Consider the following 16,777-nt stretch of genomic DNA (forward strand, 5'->3'; position numbering starts at 1 on the left):
TGAAATAAGTTTATTCTATACGAAGGAAGCTGCACAGGAGAACCGGTCGGCGTACTTCGTGAATGATACGTTCAGAGGAGGTCAGTATATTAAATGTATATTGGCCTCCATAATTTTTTTGTACGATTTCCAGATCGCTGGGAGTGGCAAAGAAGAATCCTTCCTTAGGCATCACCTCCTCAAAATTATGGAAACGGTTACCCAGATAGAAGTTAAGTCCGTACAGGTTCCTGTATACTTTGAGGTTGTTCATGACGAACATATTATCCTTAGTCAGCGGATATTCTTTCATCACCCTTTCAGCAAAAGGACGGGCCGAACCTTCTTGACGGATACCGCGCATAATAACTCCGTCGACCAGTAAATTGATCGCAAAGGTCAGTGCTATCGTAGCATAAAGAATCTTGATGTTTATCTTCTTGGACATTTGATAAAGCACAGTCAGTAGGGCTATCAATACGATGATAACGATACAGACAGTCAGTCCGCAACCGGAAGAGAACATGTTGGATACAGCTTCTACCTGTGCAAGGGTAGAAGGACGGCTGGTATATTGGGATGCAATGGCAACCGGGTCGATAATACCTGTCATTGTCAATCCGATAGCAATCAGTACGACCGTTGTGACAGAGACCAGGAAAGCAGCGAATATACGGGTTACCTTTGTCCTGTATTCAGTGATATAGATGGCATATTGAGCCAGGAATATAGCAATGAACGGATAGGCAGGCATCAGGTATACGCTTCTCTTACTCGATGGAAGACTATAGAAAAAGATAATGCAAACCAATGCCACCAGGCTGAACAACTTCTCCTTTTCCATCGATAGAATGTTGTTCCAGCTATCTTTGGCGATCTGCTTGAAAGAGATATTCTTCAGTTGCCACTTCAGTCCGAATATAGAAAAGAAGAAAAAGATTGTCCAGGGGATAAAACCACCCGCTAAAGTGACAAAGTTATACCATACTCCGTTCTCATGTCCCAGATCATAAGTGATATCGGGCGTATCGAGATGGAAGAAACGGCCGAAATTCTCCGCAAGTACGACATTCAGGAATTTGTCCCCTCCCTGTTTCCAGGCTGCAATATACCATAATAACGGTAGGAATGAGGACGCAACGCCGATATAAAGAAGTGCTTTGAAGATAGTCAGCAGGCTATATTTACGGAGCATCAGCAAATAGACTCCGAATACGAACAAAGGCAGGATAATGCCTACCGGCCCTTTGGTCAGTACTGCACACCCCAATAGGATCGGGATAATGATCGGCAGGCCCTTTAGTTCGAGCCTGTCTTCCCAGCGGAACAATTGGTAAAGCCCGATGACAATAAAAGTCGTCAGCAACATATCGACCCGGGTAGTCATGGCCGCCCGGTGCATCTCCACACAAGTAAGCAAGAGGAGGGTGGCGATAAATGCTTGTTGAAACTTTATCCTTCGCCCGAAAAAGACCAGTGTGCATCCCATCAGGCAGATAAAGGCAAGGGTAGACGGCAGACGCGAAGTGAACTCCGATACATATCCCTGCGGATAAGAGAAAGCAGCCATCAGCCAATGTGCCATCGGAGGTTTGTAAGCAAACTCGTTGGCATAAACCTGCGGCAGAACCCAGTTGCCGGTTTCAAGCATGGATATGGCAACAGATGCTTCGCGTGGTTCCCCTTTCGTTGAGAAATCTCCCAACCCTATCCAGGGAAGGACGGAGATTATACAGATTATGATAACCATTGTTACCGGCTTTTGCAGGTAAAGATATTGTAATGTCGGTGTACGCATATTCTTTTTGTAAAGGACTAAACCAGTTAATGTCGTTATATCAATTTGCAAAAGAACAATTTTTTACGGACTTTTTCCGCATTTTAGATAACTTTTTATGTCCCTAAAGATTCTTTGATAGAGGAACGGATCACTTCTGCATCCTCTTTGTTTTCCTTTAATATGGAAAGGATGAGGTTCAGATAGCTCTCTTTGTTACTGATTCCGCAGATGTTACACAAGCGGCTTTGCGGGAGCATTCCTTTCTGATTGTACACACGGAGGATATTTTTGTAGTCTCCGGTTTCAGTATATTGAATGAATTTATCCTTGATGCCGCTGTATATTTCGTCGACATGCACGTTGAAGCGGATGCTTTCTACATGTTCAGTCAGTTGTTCGACGGTCGTTATCTTACGGTCGACGGTTGTCTCCAGTTTCTTACGGACACGATGTTTGGCATGCAGGATCACCTGGCTTTCCAGGTCTTTCTCAAACAGTTTGATCACATTATCCTTTACCTGCTCGAAGACTTGTTCGGGGTCTCTCATCAAACGGCGGGCCACTGTTTTGATAACCGGTTCGAGCATCAGCAGGTTTTCTACTTCGGCTACGTCGGGGACAAAGATATGCTGGTCGCGCAGATAGTCTATCTCTCCCTGCGTACGGCGGTCACGGTCTACAATGCCCATCGATTCCAGTGTATGGAAATCCTGTAACTGGCGGAAAGCCTTCGTTGTTTCGATTACTTTCTGGCAGCCACCCATCGGTTTGACCATAAAGTCGGGGAAGATCAACGGGTAGAGTCGGTTGTCGATGCTGTTGGAGTCGGTCCCTTCGATAAACAGGATCGGTTTGCGGCTTCCTAGTATGTCGATATAGACCTCTTCGGGCAGACTGTCGCTTCCTTCTATCAGTTGGTAATCCCACACATGGGCATCGGCATTATAATCCCTGATCCATATCCGTTTACCTTCCGGACGGGAGGTCGCAAAGTCAATGTCGTGTGTCAGATAGACATACGTGCAGTCCGGACGCAAAGCCTCTATTTCGTCCCATAACAGGTTCTTGATCGAGTTGTGAAGCAGTATTTCCGGCTCTTCGATAATCAGCAATTCATTGGGATGGGCACAGAGCACAGCACCGATCAGATAGAAGACAATCTTTTCTCCGTCGCTCATCCTTCCGGCTGTATAGGAGTTACCGTTGCGACTGGTCGAGGCGAGTTCGATAAAGCCCGACTTACGTACCAGCCGGTTGTGTGGGAACATCTTTTCCCAGATCGTCTGTATCCGGTCGATCTTGGTGACGGGTGGGGGAAGGTCGGGATGCAGTTTGCATGCTTCTTTATAGTTTACTGCCACTTCAAATTCTTCACTTTGCAAGCGGAGAATCAGTTTTTCGTAGTCCGACAGCCGGGGCATGAAGATCCGTTCCGCTATCATCGACTGCATGCGGGCCAGTTCGTTGCCTTCCGACGAAACTGGCTCTTCGTTGCTGCATAAGAACAACGAATGCATTCCCGATATCTTTTTAGCATTCTCAGCATAGCGTTCCTGCAAATCTCTGCCGAACGAACTTTTACCGGCTCCGTTAGCTCCGATCACAACCAGTACTTTCGTTTCAAGCACAGTCGGTTCCAAAGCATTCAATCTGGTGGGGAGAATCAGTTCCATACAAGTACAGCTTATTTTTCTTCCAAAGATAATGAATTTATCCGTATTCTGTCATTATTTTCTGTACTGCCGGAAAACAAAAGCAGGAAAGAATGTCCTTTTCGACCGGACTGTTCTTTCCTGCTTCTGGTTCTCTTATATGTTAGTTAATCACAGTGTGTGCAAATGAGATACGTTCTGTTCCTTTGAGAGAAACGAATTATTTGTTTGCGAAATGATAACTACCCGAACCGATTTCAAATTCTGTATAATCGGCTGTCTCGTTCGTCTGTCTGATGCCCGGCTGCCCGGAAGCGGTCACACCGAACTCTTTCGGTATGCGTACCACAGCTGAAGTATTCCCCGGGATGGTAATATCCCATTTGAAAGCTCCGTCTTTCTTTGTCCAGGCACTTTTTATTTCTCCGTAGACTGATTCGTAGGATGCGGATACGCTATCCAATCCTTCCGGGAATACAGGAGCCATGATCAGTTTCTTGTAAGCGATTGACTCAGGGGCACATTTGATACCTGCCAGGTCTTCGTAATACCAGATGATCAGGTCGCCCAGCAACATGACATGGTTGGCGGAGTTCATTGCAGGATCGGCAGTATCTCCGTTCCATAACTCCCAGATAGTGGTAGCGCCTTTTTTCGCCATATATCCCCAACTGGGATAAGTCTCGTTGGTGGCGATTTTCCAGGCGATATCTACACGACCGTATTCGCTAAGACCGCGCATCAGGTGTTGGATACCCAGGACACCTGTACTGACATGTCCGCCGAAGTCTTCCTCTGTTTTCTTTACGATATTGGCGAAGACTTTTGTTTCGTAGCCTTTCGGAACGAGTCCCAGGCGTAATGATAACAGGTTTGCTGTAACTGTGTTATTGCCATACTGGGCCGTTTCCGGATTGAAGAATTTGGCATTGTAGGCCTCTTTCATCTTTGCGGCAAGCTGCTGGTAAGTGGCAATATCTTTTTCCTGTCCGCTTAAACGGGCAAATTCGCTCATCATATTCAGCAGGCTGTAGTACATGGTAGTTGCCAGGATTGCACCGTCGGTCTTACGGGCAGGGTCCTGCGAGTGGATCAGTTCCTGCGATTCAGGGGGCATACACCAGTCGCCGTATGTATCTTTTATCATGATATTATCCTGCATTGCCGTCGCCTCCATGTGTTGCATCCAGCGTTTCATGGACGGATAGTGTTTGATGATGGCACTCTTATCCCCGAACTGGCGGTATAGGAGGTTGGCAACATAGAAATAAGCGGCAGGCCAGGTGACATCGTCGTTATAAATCGTCCAATAGCGAGGCGATACATCGGAGATGCTTCCTTCCGGACTTTGGGAATCTTCGATATCCTGCAGCCATTTATTATAAAGGAGGGCATTGTTGAAGATAAATGCTTCCCCGTAAGCACCGGTTACACGGTCTCCGAGCCAGCCATGGCGTTCGTCGCGCTGCGGACAGTCGGTCGGCATCCCACGGTAGTTACCGCGGATACCCCAGTAAGCATTTTGGTAAATCTGGTTGACCAACGGATTGGATGTCTCAAACTTACCGGTCGTATTCATCTGGTCGTAGATGACTTTTCCGGTGAAAGATGCTAACTCCGGTTTATAGTCGAGTCCGGAGATTTCGACAAAACGGAAGCCGTGGTAAACGAATGACGGTTCCCAACTGAACTTACTGTCCTGGGCGGGCGTGTAGATATCGGTAACGTTGGCACTACGCAGGTTATCCAGGTAGAGTGAGCCGTCTTCTTTCAGTATTTCTGCAAACTTCAGCGTGATAGGTTGGTCTTTTTTCCCTTTCAGGTCGATAGCCAGTCTGCCTACCATGTTCTGCCCCATATCGATGATGTATTTGCCGTCCGGTCTTTCGGTGATGCCGACAGGTTTGATTTGATCCTGGATACGGAGGTTCGGGTTTGCTTGCACGGTTAATTCGCCTGCGGGAGTATCCATTACATCTGCCGTGAGCCATTTACTGTCGTCGAAGCCGTTTTTGTTCCATCCGTTCAATTCCTGGCGGGCATCATATTCTTCTCCGTCGAATTCGTTGTTGGCGATGATCGGACCTTTGGAGGTTACCTTCCAGGAAGTATCGCTAACGAGGATTGTCTGTGAACCGTCGGCATATTCGATCTCCAGCTGTGCCAGTAAGGAAGGTAAAGTTGCTTCCTGCAAGTCTCTCATACCGAAATAACGGCCGTTACCGAGGGTGATGCCGATCGTGTTCTTGTTTTTTGATAATAACCCGGTCACGTCATATACATTATAATATACACGGGACGGATACCAGGATGGTCCGGGAGCGAAGATATCTTCGCTGATGCGTTTGCCGTTTATGTATGATTCGGAAGAACCGAGCCCTGATATATAAAGGACAGCTCTGTGGACAGGTTTGTCTGCCGTGAACTCTTTACGAAGGTAACGGGCGGCAAGGCGTGTCTTACCTTTATATGTTTCTCCGGGGTTGGAAAGGTTCTTTTCTCCGATCCATGTCGCTTTCCAGTCAGACGGGTTGAGAAGGGTCATCGACCAGGTATTTGTTTTGCTCCACTCGGTCGGTCCCTGGTTTGTATTGGCTTTAACACGCCAGTAATACTGTTTGCGGGATTGCAGTGGGGTTCCGCCGTAAGGGATCAATACGGATTCATCGCTTTTTACTTCGCCGCTGTCCCATAACAGGTCCTTGCCGCTTTTCAGTTGGTCGGGCGATTCGGCGACCTGTATCTGATACGAAGTCTGCATAAGATCGGGTGATCCGGAAGAAAGTTTCCACATGAAGCGTGGGTGTGCGACACCGATACCTACCGGGTTTTCTTTCATCTCAACCCGGAGATCATTCAGATTGACCGTTTGGCCGGAAGTACATCCAGCCAGAATGATAACCAGAGAGGTTAATAAAGAGGATAAGGTTATTTTCATCTGCATTTGAATTATGTTAGGTCTATTATTCAGAGATAGGGATAATTCATGTCCCTTGTTGCACAAAATTAGAACTTTGAGTATTAGGGGAGGTTCTATTTTTGACCTTTTTTCTTTGTAAAATGATACTTTACTTCAGGGAGTATGGTTAGGTATTGTAACAAAAAAGAGGATATACTTCTGCAAGCATATCCTCTCTATTCTATAGTTATATGTATTTCGCTTAGTAAGCCCGTGCAAACAATACGCGTTGTGCAGAAGGTTTGCCGGTAACCATACATTTACCCGGTGTCTTGTCGCCTGCCAGAGGTATACAACGGATAGTTGCTTTGGTTTCGTTCTTGATCTGCTCTTCTGTTTCGGGAGTACCGTCCCAGTGAGCCATGATGAAGAGGCCCTCTTCGATCTTTTCTTTGAACTCTTCATAGGTATCGACTGTAATCGTGCTGGCTGTACGATGATCGAGTGCTTTCCGGAAGATGTTCTGCTGGATTTCTTCCAACAGGTTCTGTACGTATTCTTCGATACCGTCGCAAGTGATGGTTTCTTTTTCCAACGTATCGCGACGCATTACTTCAATCGTATTGTTTTCCAGATCGCGTCCACCCATAGCCAGACGTACGGGAACACCTTTCAGTTCGTATTCGGCGAACTTCCATCCCGGTTTCTTATTGTCTGCATCGTCGAACTTAACAGAGATACCCATCTTCTTCAGGTTGGCAACGATACCGTTCACCTTTTCGCTGATCTGTGCCAGTTGCTCTTCACTGCGGTAGATCGGAACGATCACTACCTGGATCGGAGCGAGATGAGGAGGCAATACCAAACCGTTATCGTCTGAGTGAGACATGATAAGCGCACCGATCAGACGGGTGGAAACCCCCCACGAAGTAGCCCATGCATAGTCGCTTTTTCCTTCTTTGTCGATGAAAGTAACATCGAATGCCTTACCGAAGTTCTGTCCCAGGAAATGGGAAGTACCTGCCTGCAAAGCTTTTCCGTCCTGCATCATAGCCTCGATAGTATATGTATCCAAAGCACCGGCAAAACGTTCGCTGGCTGATTTTACACCTTTGATAACCGGCATTGCCATATAGTTTTCGGCAAAGTTTGCATATACTTCCTGCATCTTCTTTGCTTCGATCTCTGCTTCTTCGCGGGTTGCATGAGCAGTATGTCCTTCCTGCCACAGGAATTCGGCAGTACGAAGGAACAGACGGGTACGCATTTCCCAACGCATTACGTTAGCCCACTGGTTACATAAGATAGGCAGGTCGCGGTAAGACTGGATCCAGTTACGGTATGTGTTCCAAATGATCGTTTCAGAAGTCGGGCGGATGATCAATTCTTCTTCCAGTTTAGCTGCCGGGTCGACAACTACACCTGTACCGTCATGATTTGTTTTCAGACGATAGTGTGTAACAACTGCACATTCTTTGGCGAAGCCTTCTACGTGTTCGGCTTCCTTGCTCAAGAATGATTTCGGGATCAATAGCGGGAAATAAGCGTTTACGTGCCCTGTTTCCTTGAACATATCGTCGAGGATACGTTGCATCTTTTCCCAAATAGCGTATCCGTAAGGTTTGATAACCATACAGCCACGTACAGCAGAGTTTTCTGCCAAATCCGCTTTAATTACCAGATCCTGGTACCACTGAGAGTAGTTTACACTTCTCTTGGTCAGTTCTTTCAGCTCTTTTGCCATCTTCTTTATTGTTATATATGTTACCTATTCTTTTTTATGAGGGGCAAAGGTACAAAAATATTTATATCTTTGTCACAAACAATTCTTATTATATAGGCCATGAATACTCACAAGATTATCAGGACATTCTTGTTACTGTCTGTTGTTTGTTTACCTTTTATATTGAATGCTCAGAATACGGCGCCGCTTCGTCTGGGAGTGGCAGGTGTGTCGCACGGACATCTCCATGAAGTAGTTATCCGCATGGATAGGGGAGATTTTGAAGTAGTAGGTGTTGCCGAACCGGATGAGCAGTTGAGGGCTAATAACCCGCTTCGGAAGAAACTGGATGCATCTCTTTTTTATGCCGATCTGGGAGAAATGCTGGATAAGACAAAGCCGGAAGTAGTGGTAGCTTATGGTTCTATTTATGATCATCTGGCCGTAGTAGAGGCTTGTGCACCGCGTGGTATTCATGTGATGGTGGAGAAGCCTTTGGCTGTCAATATGCAACATGCTAACCGGATGGCCGAGTTGGTACGCAAAAATAATACCTTGTTGCTTACCAATTATGAGACAACCTGGTATAATACGAACCATGAGGCTTACCGTTTAATAAAGAAAGGGGATGCGATAGGTAAAATAAATCGTATGGAGGTCTATGACGGGCATGAAGGTCCTATCGAGATCGGATGCGGTAAAGAGTTTACCGACTGGTTGACTGACCCGATACTGAATGGGGGCGGGGCTGTTGTCGATTTCGGTTGTTACGGGGCGAATCTGGTTACCTGGCTGATGGACGGAGAGAGGCCGGTAAGTGTATATGCAGTTCTGAAACAGCTTAAACCGGATAAATATCCGAACGTGGACGATGATGCGACGATTCTGGTTGAATATCCTTCCGCAACCGTACAGATTATGGGATCATGGAACTGGCCGAAAGGACGGAAAGATATGCATATTTACGGAACTAAAGGATATATTTATCAGGACACGCCGACTTCCATGCGTATTTACACCGACCGGAAAGAAACTACAGTACAACCTCCAGCATTGGAAGCTCCCTATAATGATTCTTTCTATTATCTGAAAGCAGCCGTTCGTAAAGAAATCCAGGTTGCTCCCACCGATTTGTCTTCGCTGGAGAACAACCTGGTTGTTGTGGAGATTCTTGAATCTGCCATAAAGAGTGCTAAAAGCGGTAAACCGGTCCGATTCTAGCCGTCTGTTATTTAGCTGTAGAAAAGAATCGGTAAGTGATATCTTTCATCACTCCGTTCTCGATACGGTAGAAACGTTGGTTTGTTGCGGGTGATTTCAGTCCTCCCAGGTGTTCTATATAGGGACCTAGTTTGATGTATTCAAAGAAATCCAGATCAATAGCCGGAGACAGTTCGGACTTTCCCGAATACCATCCGACTTTTACCGGAGCGACAGTCTGACGATGCAGATATTCTGCTAATTGTTCTATATCTGCAGGTGAAGCATCTCCGCCCATGAAGCAGACACAGGTAATAGCCTTACCGTACTTTCTGAGAAGTACGGTAAGGTTTTCTTCTGTCAGTGGTTCGCCGATATCTTTTAGTAAATAGGGGCTATGACAACCTTTGCATCGGTTGGGACAGTTAGATATGTTGATCGCCAACGTTATCTCGTCCGGTACTTCCTGAAAGACAATATCGTAATCAGTGTAACGTAGCATAATGTCTGATATGAGCTTCCTTCTGCCGGGGTTGTGAGAAATTACTGATACGTTTCATATAACCGATAACGCGGGTCAGATAATCCACATTCTGGCTGTGGCATTTGGGACATTCTTTCAAATAGCGTTTGTCGATATGGTTGCAATCGTTACAAATGGTATTAGGAATGTTGAATGTAAAATAATTACAACCTTCTATAGCTGAGACACGTAGTAACTGGCGGTATTGTTCTTTGCTCAGATGTTCTTCCAGATTCATGTGTAGTGCCGAACCACCGGTCAGATGCTCGATATAACGTCGGCCATGGATACGGAACTTGTCGACAACGTTGAGTGTCGTGTCTTCCACGATATAGAAATAGCTGTTATAACAATCGCGGAATGTCTGATACCCCGCTTCTCTGTCCCATTTAGCATGTTTTACTCCTACATTTTCGGCAGGAATCATTTCGCAGTTGAACAAGACCTCTTTATTACGGTACTTTTTGTTGTATTTTTCTACCATGCCGAGTATTTCTTGTACAAAAGTTTCATATTTAGGGTTGTCATTGATTTCGATACCCATAAACTGGGCAGCTTCTACCAATCCGTTCACCCCGATCGTAAGATACTGGCGGTTCATATTAATATAACCGGCATCGAACAGGGGGAGCATGCCTTTGGATTGTAACTGTTTCAGATTCTCGTTGTAGGCCAACTGGACTTTATGTACGAGATCGATTACCTCTTCCAGAAAGAACGGATAAAGTATACCGGACTTCACAGCATGTTGTATACAACGGTTCAGGTTGATTGTCAATACGCTTTTAGAACCGGTAGATACCCCTCCGGCTCCCAGCGTATAACTGAAACCGTTGTCCTGTATCTCGTTGCGCAAACGGCAACAACTGCTTAACGAATCGGCATTATCGCTCATGTAAGTGAAGAAGGAATGTCCTTCGGCATACATCTCGGCCGTAAAATCCCCGTATTCCTTATCGAGTACATCTCCATCTTTCGACAGGAGCGCCATAGTCTCGACCGGGAAGGTCAGGACGTTGCGGGTACGTTCTTTGTTGAACCATTTCATGAACCGCTTTTGCAACCAGTTTAACGAATCCCAGTCGGGCTTGTTGCCGTCAGGGAATACAAAATTCTCGAAAAGACTGTTGAAATAATATTTGTCATAATAGGCAATGTTCCAAAATACAGCCTGGAAGTTTCTGGCACCGGTCGGCTGGTTGATGGAATAGACTATTTGTTCGAAACAGTCTGTAATCATTTTGTCTATTGTACGTTGTTTACTGGACGAGTCTACCACATCATCAGCGTGCCGGTAATAATCTTTTCCATACTCCAATCCGACGAAATAATTCATATACATCAGAAACTCGGGAGTTGCACATGCACCGCTCAACATGCTTGAAACAATGAATACCATATTGATGAAACCACCACAGAAAGATTTCAGATTGGTTGGGGCTGTAGAGTTGCCTCCCACGGAAGCTGTACCGCTTATCAGCCAAGGATACATGGTTATACTGGCACAATAGTTGGCAAGGTTCGTTTCATCATTCTTATAAATGAAATGGTGATTCAGCAGTTCCAGGTAACGGTCCGATACTTCTTTTCCGTACATATCTTTCAACCGGTCTGTCAGCAGGCGGCGGTTCAGGCGGATAAAGTTCGATTTCGGTAACTCACCTATCAGTGTGGCGATATTTTTATTCTCTACATTGGCATTAGCGTCGTATTTACTTCCGGTAGCCGGATTGGATGCATCACAATAATCCAGTAGAAAGCGCAGTTTATCCCTAACTTCCCGATCTTCCAGATGTTTCTGCCGGTATAGCATATATGACTTTGCTACCGCATAATAATGTTCTGCCATCAAAGCAACTTCCACCTGGTTCTGAATATCTTCCACACTTGTCCCTTCGCTGACACTGATGCGGCTGAGGATATTGGTTATTACTTCCTGGGTAGCGAAACTACCTACTGATAAAAATGCTTTAGCTATTGCATTTTTGATTTTGTCAAGTGAGAATACTTCTTTTTTACCATCTCTCTTGACAATAAAAATCTCCGTGCTGATCATACTTTTTATTTAAGATTAAACAATACTTCTGTTCATGCAGTTCCGCAATGATTCCCGGAGATAAAGTGATAAATGGATCTTATAAAGGATTCATACCACTGCTTTTCACCCGAAAGCGCTGGATTCTGTCTGATTGAAATGGCAGGTCTTCTGACTTGTTTCTGTTGTAACACCTTCCCGGTCTGAGACCAGTGGTATACAGAGGTTACAACATTTTTCCTTTGCAGGAATAAAACTTACAGCTACGGGGATAGTCCCTGATTTTCACAGGATTCCCTTTTAATCTTCCTCACTGAATTGTGATTCGGAAACCATTGTCGATAACAAAGATATGAATTAATTCAATATTGCAAGGAGACATATATGGCTATGTTATTCTTCCGTAATATATCCCGGATGGGATATTATGAGGTAGTGATTATAAAACAAGAAACTCCGGTGAAATCACTTCACCGGAGTTTTATATTTAATTAGGATATTATAAACAATATCTGAAATTATTTGTACGGTTCGCCTTTAACAGCAGCGATACCCGGCAGAACTTTGCCTTCGATAGCTTCCAGTAAAGCACCACCACCTGTAGATACGTAAGAAACTTCGCTTGCAATACCGAACTTGTTAACGCAAGCAACAGAGTCGCCACCACCAACAAGAGAGAATGCACCGTTCTTAGTAGCTTCAACGATAGCGTTACCTACTGCACGAGAACCGTCAGTGAAGTTTTCGAATTCAAATACGCCTGTCGGACCGTTCCAAAGGATAGTCTTAGACTTCTTGATAACATCAGCGTAGATTTCGATAGTCTTAGGACCGATGTCAAGACCTTCCCATCCGTCAGGAATTTCGTTAACATTAGCATATTTTGTATTTGCGTCGTTGCTGAAAGCGTCAGCAATCTTAGCGTCGACAGCCAATACAAGGTTTACACCTTTTTCTTTTGCTTTCTTCATCAGGTCAAGAGCCAGATCCAACTTATCGTCTTCAACGATAGAGTTACCGATCTTACCGCCCATAGCCTTTGTGAAAGTATAAGTCATACCACCTGTTACGATCAGATTGTCTACCTTGTTCAACAGGTTTTCGATGATTTCGATCTTAGAAGAAACTTTAGAACCACCCATGATAGCAGTAAACGGACGAGCGATGTCGTTCATTACTTTTTCTACAGCTTTTACTTCTTTTTCCATCAGGTAACCGAACATCTTGTGGTCAGCATCGAAGTAATCAGCAATCAGAGCTGTAGAAGCATGAGCACGGTGAGCAGTACCGAATGCATCGTTTACATAGCAATCTGCATAAGAAGCCAATCTCTTTGTAAATTCTTTCTGGCTTTCTTTTACTGCTTTTTTAGCAGCTTTCTTTTCGTCGTCTGTTGCATCTTCTGCCAAACCTCTTGGTTTGCCTTCTTCTTCTGCATAGAAACGAAGGTTTTCCAGCAATAAAGCTTCGCCCGGTTGCAGAGCAGCAGCCTTAGCGCCAGCTTCTTCACCAATACAGTCGTTAGCAAACTGAACTTCTACGCCCAGTAATTCAGATACACGACCCAAAATATGTTTCAGTGAAAATTTATCAGTAACGCCTTTCGGACGGCCCAGGTGAGAACCTATGATTACGCTGCCACCGTCTGCCAGGATCTTCTTAAGTGTAGGAAGAGCGGCACGAATACGAGTGTCGTCTGTGATGTTGAAGTTTTCGTCCAATGGAACGTTGAAGTCAACTCTAACAAATGCCTTTTTGCCGGCAAAATTGAAATTGTCAATTGATTGCATAACTCTTGTATTTAAATTTCTGTATAAAATGTCTTTCTTAGCGCTCGCAAACTTACACAAAAATATTTTATTTCAATGTTACATTTGCAGAATAATTCGGTCTGTTTAGCATACAAATGGCTTCTTTGGGGGGTGTCTATATATAATGTATAAGGAAAAGTTCGTTTGTTATCGCATTCATGACAGAGATTTACCGGATAGGAAAGGGGGGAACTTTTATGATAGCTTTTTTTTAATTCTTTTAAAAGTATCTAATACTCTCAGTATATATATTTGCCCCCGGCTAATAAGTAATCATTTTTGTATACTCTATAAAAATCATTATGAAAATGCAAATTAACTGTTTAAACCTATTATTTGTACTGTTATTGGGAATAATCCCTTGTAGTAAAGTCCACGCTGGTGATTCTGAAAAGAGCGTGATGTTGTACACTCCCTATACAAAAATAGCGGTTCCGCCGGGGGAGTCGATCGATTACAGTATTGACGTCATTAACAAGAGTGACGAAGTGAAAAACGCGACTATCTCTGTCGAGGGAATGCCTCGGGGATGGAGTTATGAAGTAAAGTCCGGGGGATATTCGATCAGCCAGCTTTCGGTCCTTCCTGATGAGAAGAAGAATTTTTCCCTGAAAGTGGAAGTGCCGGTGAAAGTGAATAAGGGAACTTATAATTTTACGGTTTCGGCCGATGGTATGGCTAAGCTTCCGCTTACGATTACCGTTTCCAAGCAGGGAACTTATCAGACTGATTTTACAACAACTCAGCCGAATATGGAGGGTAACTCCAAATCTACTTTTACCTTTAATGCAACGATCAAGAACCGTACTGCGGAACAACAGCTTTATGCCCTGACGGCTGAAGTAGAAAGAGGTTGGAATGTGGTATTCAAACCAAATTATAAGCAGGCGACATCTGCGCAGGTTGAACCGAATGCTACTCAAAATATAACGATCGATATCAATCCTCCGGCTAATGTTGCTGCCGGTAGCTACAAAATTCCTGTTCATGCTTCTACCGGCTCCACTTCTGCCGATCTGGATCTGGAGGTTGTGATAACGGGTTCATACGAAATGGAGCTATCCACACCAAGAGGTTTGCTTAGTTCCGATATCACAGCGGGAGAAACAAAAAAGATCGATCTGGTTGTTAAGAATACAGGTTCGGCAGAGTTGAAGGATGTGCAGCTTTCTGCAAGTAAACCGGTCGACTGGGAGGTGACCTTCGATCCTGCCAAAGTGGTAAAGCTGGGAGCCGGACAGACAACCAGTGTGATTGCTACCGTAAAGGCTTCTAAAAAAGCGCTTCCCGGCGATTATGTGACGAAGATGGAGGCCAAAACTCCGGAGGTGAATGCTACAGCCGATTTCCGTATTTCTGTGAAGACCCCGATGATCTGGGGATGGGTCGGTGTCTTGATTATTGTTTTGGTATTGGGAGGTGTTTATTATCTGTTCCGCAAATATGGAAGGAGGTAAGCCATGTGTCAACCTGTTATTGAACTTACCGGACTGACAAAGAAGTATGGTGATTTTACTGCGGTGAACGATTTGAACCTCCGGATAAACAAGAAAGATATATTCGGATTGCTAGGGCCTAACGGGGCAGGGAAGTCGACTACGATCCTGATGATGTTGGGTCTAACGGAGCCAACTGCCGGTTCAGTGAACGTTTGTGGTATAAACTCTACAACACATCCGATCGATGTGAAACGGATAGTCGGTTACTTACCGGAAGATGTCGGCTTTTACGATGATATGACCGGTATTGAGAATCTCGTATATACCGCACAGTTGAACGGTATCCGGAAGAATGAAGCCAAGGAAAAGGCAGGGCAATTATTGGAAAGGGTAGGGCTTGCCAATGAAGGAAAGAAGAAGGCTGGTAAATATTCAAGAGGTATGCGTCAGCGCCTGGGCTTGGCAGATGTTCTGATAAAAGAGCCTGAAGTGATTATTCTGGATGAACCGACTTCGGGAATTGACCCTTCCGGTGTGCGTGAGTTTATGGATCTGATCCATCAGCTCAGTAGCGAAGAGGGATTGACTGTTTTGTTTTCTTCCCATCATTTGGACCAGGTGCAGCAGGTTTGTAACCGGGTTGGCTTGTTCTGTAAGGGGAAACTGCTGGCAGATATTGAACTGACCGAACAGCAGAAGAGGGAGCATGGGCTCGATGATATTTATAATCGTTATTTCGAAGGAGGTAAAGATCATGAATAGAGTGTATCATCCATTTTGGGTTATTGTGAATAAAGAGGTGTCCGATCATGTAAGGAGCTGGCGGTTCATTATCCTGATCGTCATTATCGCTCTGACTTGTATGGGGTCACTGTATACGGCTTTGACGAATATTGAGGCTTCCATTAAACCGAATGATCCGGACAATGCGTTCCTTTTCCTGAAACTGTTTACTGTATCGGATGGAACTCTACCTTCTTTTGTCGTGTTTATCAGTTTCCTGGGACCACTGTTAGGGATTGCTTTGGGATTTGATGCGATAAACTCGGAACAGAACCGGGGTACATTGAGTCGTATCCTGTCTCAACCGATCCATCGGGATTTCCTGATCAATGCGAAATTCGTAGGTGCTTTGATCGTGATAGGTATCATGTTGTTTGCCCTCGGATTTCTGGTGATGGGTTTTGGCCTGATTGCGATCGGGATTCCTCCAACGGCGGAAGAGTTTTTGCGAATGGTGTTCTTTATTATCGTCAGTATCTTCTACGTAGCATTCTGGCTGAATCTGTCGATTTTCTTTTCCATACAATTCCGTCAAGCTGCGACTTCAGCGCTGGCCTGTGTGGCGATCTGGCTGTTTTTCAGTGTTTTCTATAATATGATCATTAATCTGATCGGGAAAGCACTTAGTCCTTCAGACTTTGCCAGTGATTATCAGATTGTACATTATCAGCGTTTTATGCTGAATCTGTTACGGTTTGCACCGAGTCAGTTGTTCAATGAGGCAACGACAACTCTGTTGATGCCTTCAGTCCGTAGCCTGGGACCGTTGACTATGGAGCAGGTACATGGGGCTATTCCTAGTCCGCTGCCGCTAGGGCAGAGCCTGCTGGTTGTCTGGCCACAGTTGACCGGATTGATTGCTGCGACAGTTATTTGTTTTGCTTTATCGTATGTCTCTTTTATGAGACGAGAAGTGCGTTCCCGATAATTTGATAATAAATAGAGAAAAGGCT

Annotated in this window: 11 protein-coding genes and 1 riboswitch; of the genes, 4 read left to right on the forward strand and 7 right to left on the reverse strand. The window is 44.9% G+C overall.

What is annotated here, in order from left to right; all coding sequences use genetic code 11:
• Window positions 1-10: 10 nt before the first annotated feature.
• From DWW23_RS06920 to proS, 4 genes are all read right to left on the reverse strand, one after another.
• Window positions 11-1,777 (reverse strand): glycosyltransferase family 39 protein, encoded by a 1,767-nt coding sequence (locus DWW23_RS06920; RefSeq protein ID WP_122352543.1) that lies wholly within the window; start codon window positions 1,775-1,777, stop codon window positions 11-13.
• Between the two features lie 95 nt (window positions 1,778-1,872).
• Window positions 1,873-3,432, reverse strand: a complete 1,560-nt coding sequence (locus tag DWW23_RS06925) for a DUF4435 domain-containing protein (RefSeq protein ID WP_122352544.1) — start codon at window positions 3,430-3,432, stop codon at window positions 1,873-1,875.
• Window positions 3,433-3,631: 199 nt separating this feature from the next.
• Window positions 3,632-6,349, reverse strand: coding sequence for an alpha-L-rhamnosidase (locus DWW23_RS06930; protein WP_122352617.1), 2,718 nt, complete (start codon window positions 6,347-6,349; stop codon window positions 3,632-3,634).
• 223 nt (window positions 6,350-6,572) lie between these two features.
• A complete protein-coding gene (gene proS, locus DWW23_RS06935; RefSeq protein ID WP_122352545.1) occupies window positions 6,573-8,054 on the reverse strand; it encodes a proline--tRNA ligase in 1,482 nt (493 codons plus the stop codon).
• A 99-nt stretch (window positions 8,055-8,153) separates the two neighbouring features.
• On the opposite strand from proS, the gene DWW23_RS06940 reads away from it, so the two are divergent.
• A complete protein-coding gene (locus tag DWW23_RS06940) occupies window positions 8,154-9,254 on the forward strand; it encodes a Gfo/Idh/MocA family protein (RefSeq protein ID WP_122352546.1) in 1,101 nt (366 codons plus the stop codon).
• Window positions 9,255-9,261: 7 nt separating this feature from the next.
• Here the strand turns inward: DWW23_RS06940 and nrdG are convergent, their stop codons facing one another.
• The 3 genes from nrdG to pgk all read right to left on the reverse strand — a co-directional run bounded on the left by nrdG (window position 9,262) and on the right by pgk (window position 13,581).
• On the reverse strand, window positions 9,262-9,735 hold the full coding sequence (gene nrdG, locus DWW23_RS06945; protein ID WP_122352547.1) for an anaerobic ribonucleoside-triphosphate reductase activating protein: 474 nt from the start codon (window positions 9,733-9,735) through the stop codon (window positions 9,262-9,264).
• Complete coding sequence (gene nrdD / locus DWW23_RS06950; protein WP_122352548.1) at window positions 9,719-11,812, reverse strand: anaerobic ribonucleoside-triphosphate reductase; 2,094 nt, start codon at window positions 11,810-11,812, stop codon at window positions 9,719-9,721. The genes nrdG and nrdD overlap by 17 nt, the downstream gene beginning before the upstream one ends.
• 122 nt (window positions 11,813-11,934) lie before the next feature.
• Window positions 11,935-12,143: riboswitch (cobalamin riboswitch) on the reverse strand.
• A 166-nt stretch (window positions 12,144-12,309) separates the two neighbouring features.
• Window positions 12,310-13,581, reverse strand: coding sequence for a phosphoglycerate kinase (pgk, locus tag DWW23_RS06955; RefSeq protein ID WP_122352549.1), 1,272 nt, complete (start codon window positions 13,579-13,581; stop codon window positions 12,310-12,312).
• 323 nt (window positions 13,582-13,904) lie between these two features.
• On the opposite strand from pgk, the gene DWW23_RS06960 reads away from it, so the two are divergent.
• From DWW23_RS06960 to DWW23_RS06970, 3 genes are read left to right on the forward strand one after another with little or no spacing between them, the layout of a single operon-like run.
• Complete coding sequence (locus DWW23_RS06960) at window positions 13,905-15,059, forward strand: NEW3 domain-containing protein (protein ID WP_187576555.1); 1,155 nt, start codon at window positions 13,905-13,907, stop codon at window positions 15,057-15,059.
• A gap of 3 nt (window positions 15,060-15,062) precedes the next feature.
• Window positions 15,063-15,803, forward strand: coding sequence for an ABC transporter ATP-binding protein (locus DWW23_RS06965; RefSeq protein WP_122352550.1), 741 nt, complete (start codon window positions 15,063-15,065; stop codon window positions 15,801-15,803).
• Window positions 15,796-16,752 carry an ABC transporter permease gene (locus DWW23_RS06970; RefSeq protein ID WP_122352619.1) on the forward strand — a complete coding sequence of 319 codons (957 nt, stop codon included), beginning with the start codon at window positions 15,796-15,798 and terminating at the stop codon, window positions 16,750-16,752. The genes DWW23_RS06965 and DWW23_RS06970 overlap by 8 nt, the downstream gene beginning before the upstream one ends.
• Window positions 16,753-16,777 lie beyond the last annotated feature (25 nt).

The organism is Parabacteroides sp. AF14-59 (assembly GCF_003479515.1).
Lineage (GTDB): Bacteria > Bacteroidota > Bacteroidia > Bacteroidales > Tannerellaceae > Parabacteroides > Parabacteroides faecis.

Coding starts and splice junctions, on each gene's coding strand:
- DWW23_RS06920 (WP_122352543.1), bottom strand. CDS start 1,777: ATGCGTACACCGACATTACAATATCTTTACCTGCAAAAGCCGGTAACA.
- proS (WP_122352545.1), bottom strand. CDS start 8,054: ATGGCAAAAGAGCTGAAAGAACTGACCAAGAGAAGTGTAAACTACTCT.
- pgk (WP_122352549.1), bottom strand. CDS start 13,581: ATGCAATCAATTGACAATTTCAATTTTGCCGGCAAAAAGGCATTTGTT.
- nrdD (WP_122352548.1), bottom strand. CDS start 11,812: ATGATCAGCACGGAGATTTTTATTGTCAAGAGAGATGGTAAAAAAGAA.
- nrdG (WP_122352547.1), bottom strand. CDS start 9,735: ATGCTACGTTACACTGATTACGATATTGTCTTTCAGGAAGTACCGGAC.
- DWW23_RS06940 (WP_122352546.1), top strand. CDS start 8,154: ATGAATACTCACAAGATTATCAGGACATTCTTGTTACTGTCTGTTGTT.
- DWW23_RS06925 (WP_122352544.1), bottom strand. CDS start 3,432: ATGGAACTGATTCTCCCCACCAGATTGAATGCTTTGGAACCGACTGTG.
- DWW23_RS06960 (WP_187576555.1), top strand. CDS start 13,905: ATGAAAATGCAAATTAACTGTTTAAACCTATTATTTGTACTGTTATTG.
- DWW23_RS06930 (WP_122352617.1), bottom strand. CDS start 6,349: ATGAAAATAACCTTATCCTCTTTATTAACCTCTCTGGTTATCATTCTG.
- DWW23_RS06965 (WP_122352550.1), top strand. CDS start 15,063: ATGTGTCAACCTGTTATTGAACTTACCGGACTGACAAAGAAGTATGGT.
- DWW23_RS06970 (WP_122352619.1), top strand. CDS start 15,796: ATGAATAGAGTGTATCATCCATTTTGGGTTATTGTGAATAAAGAGGTG.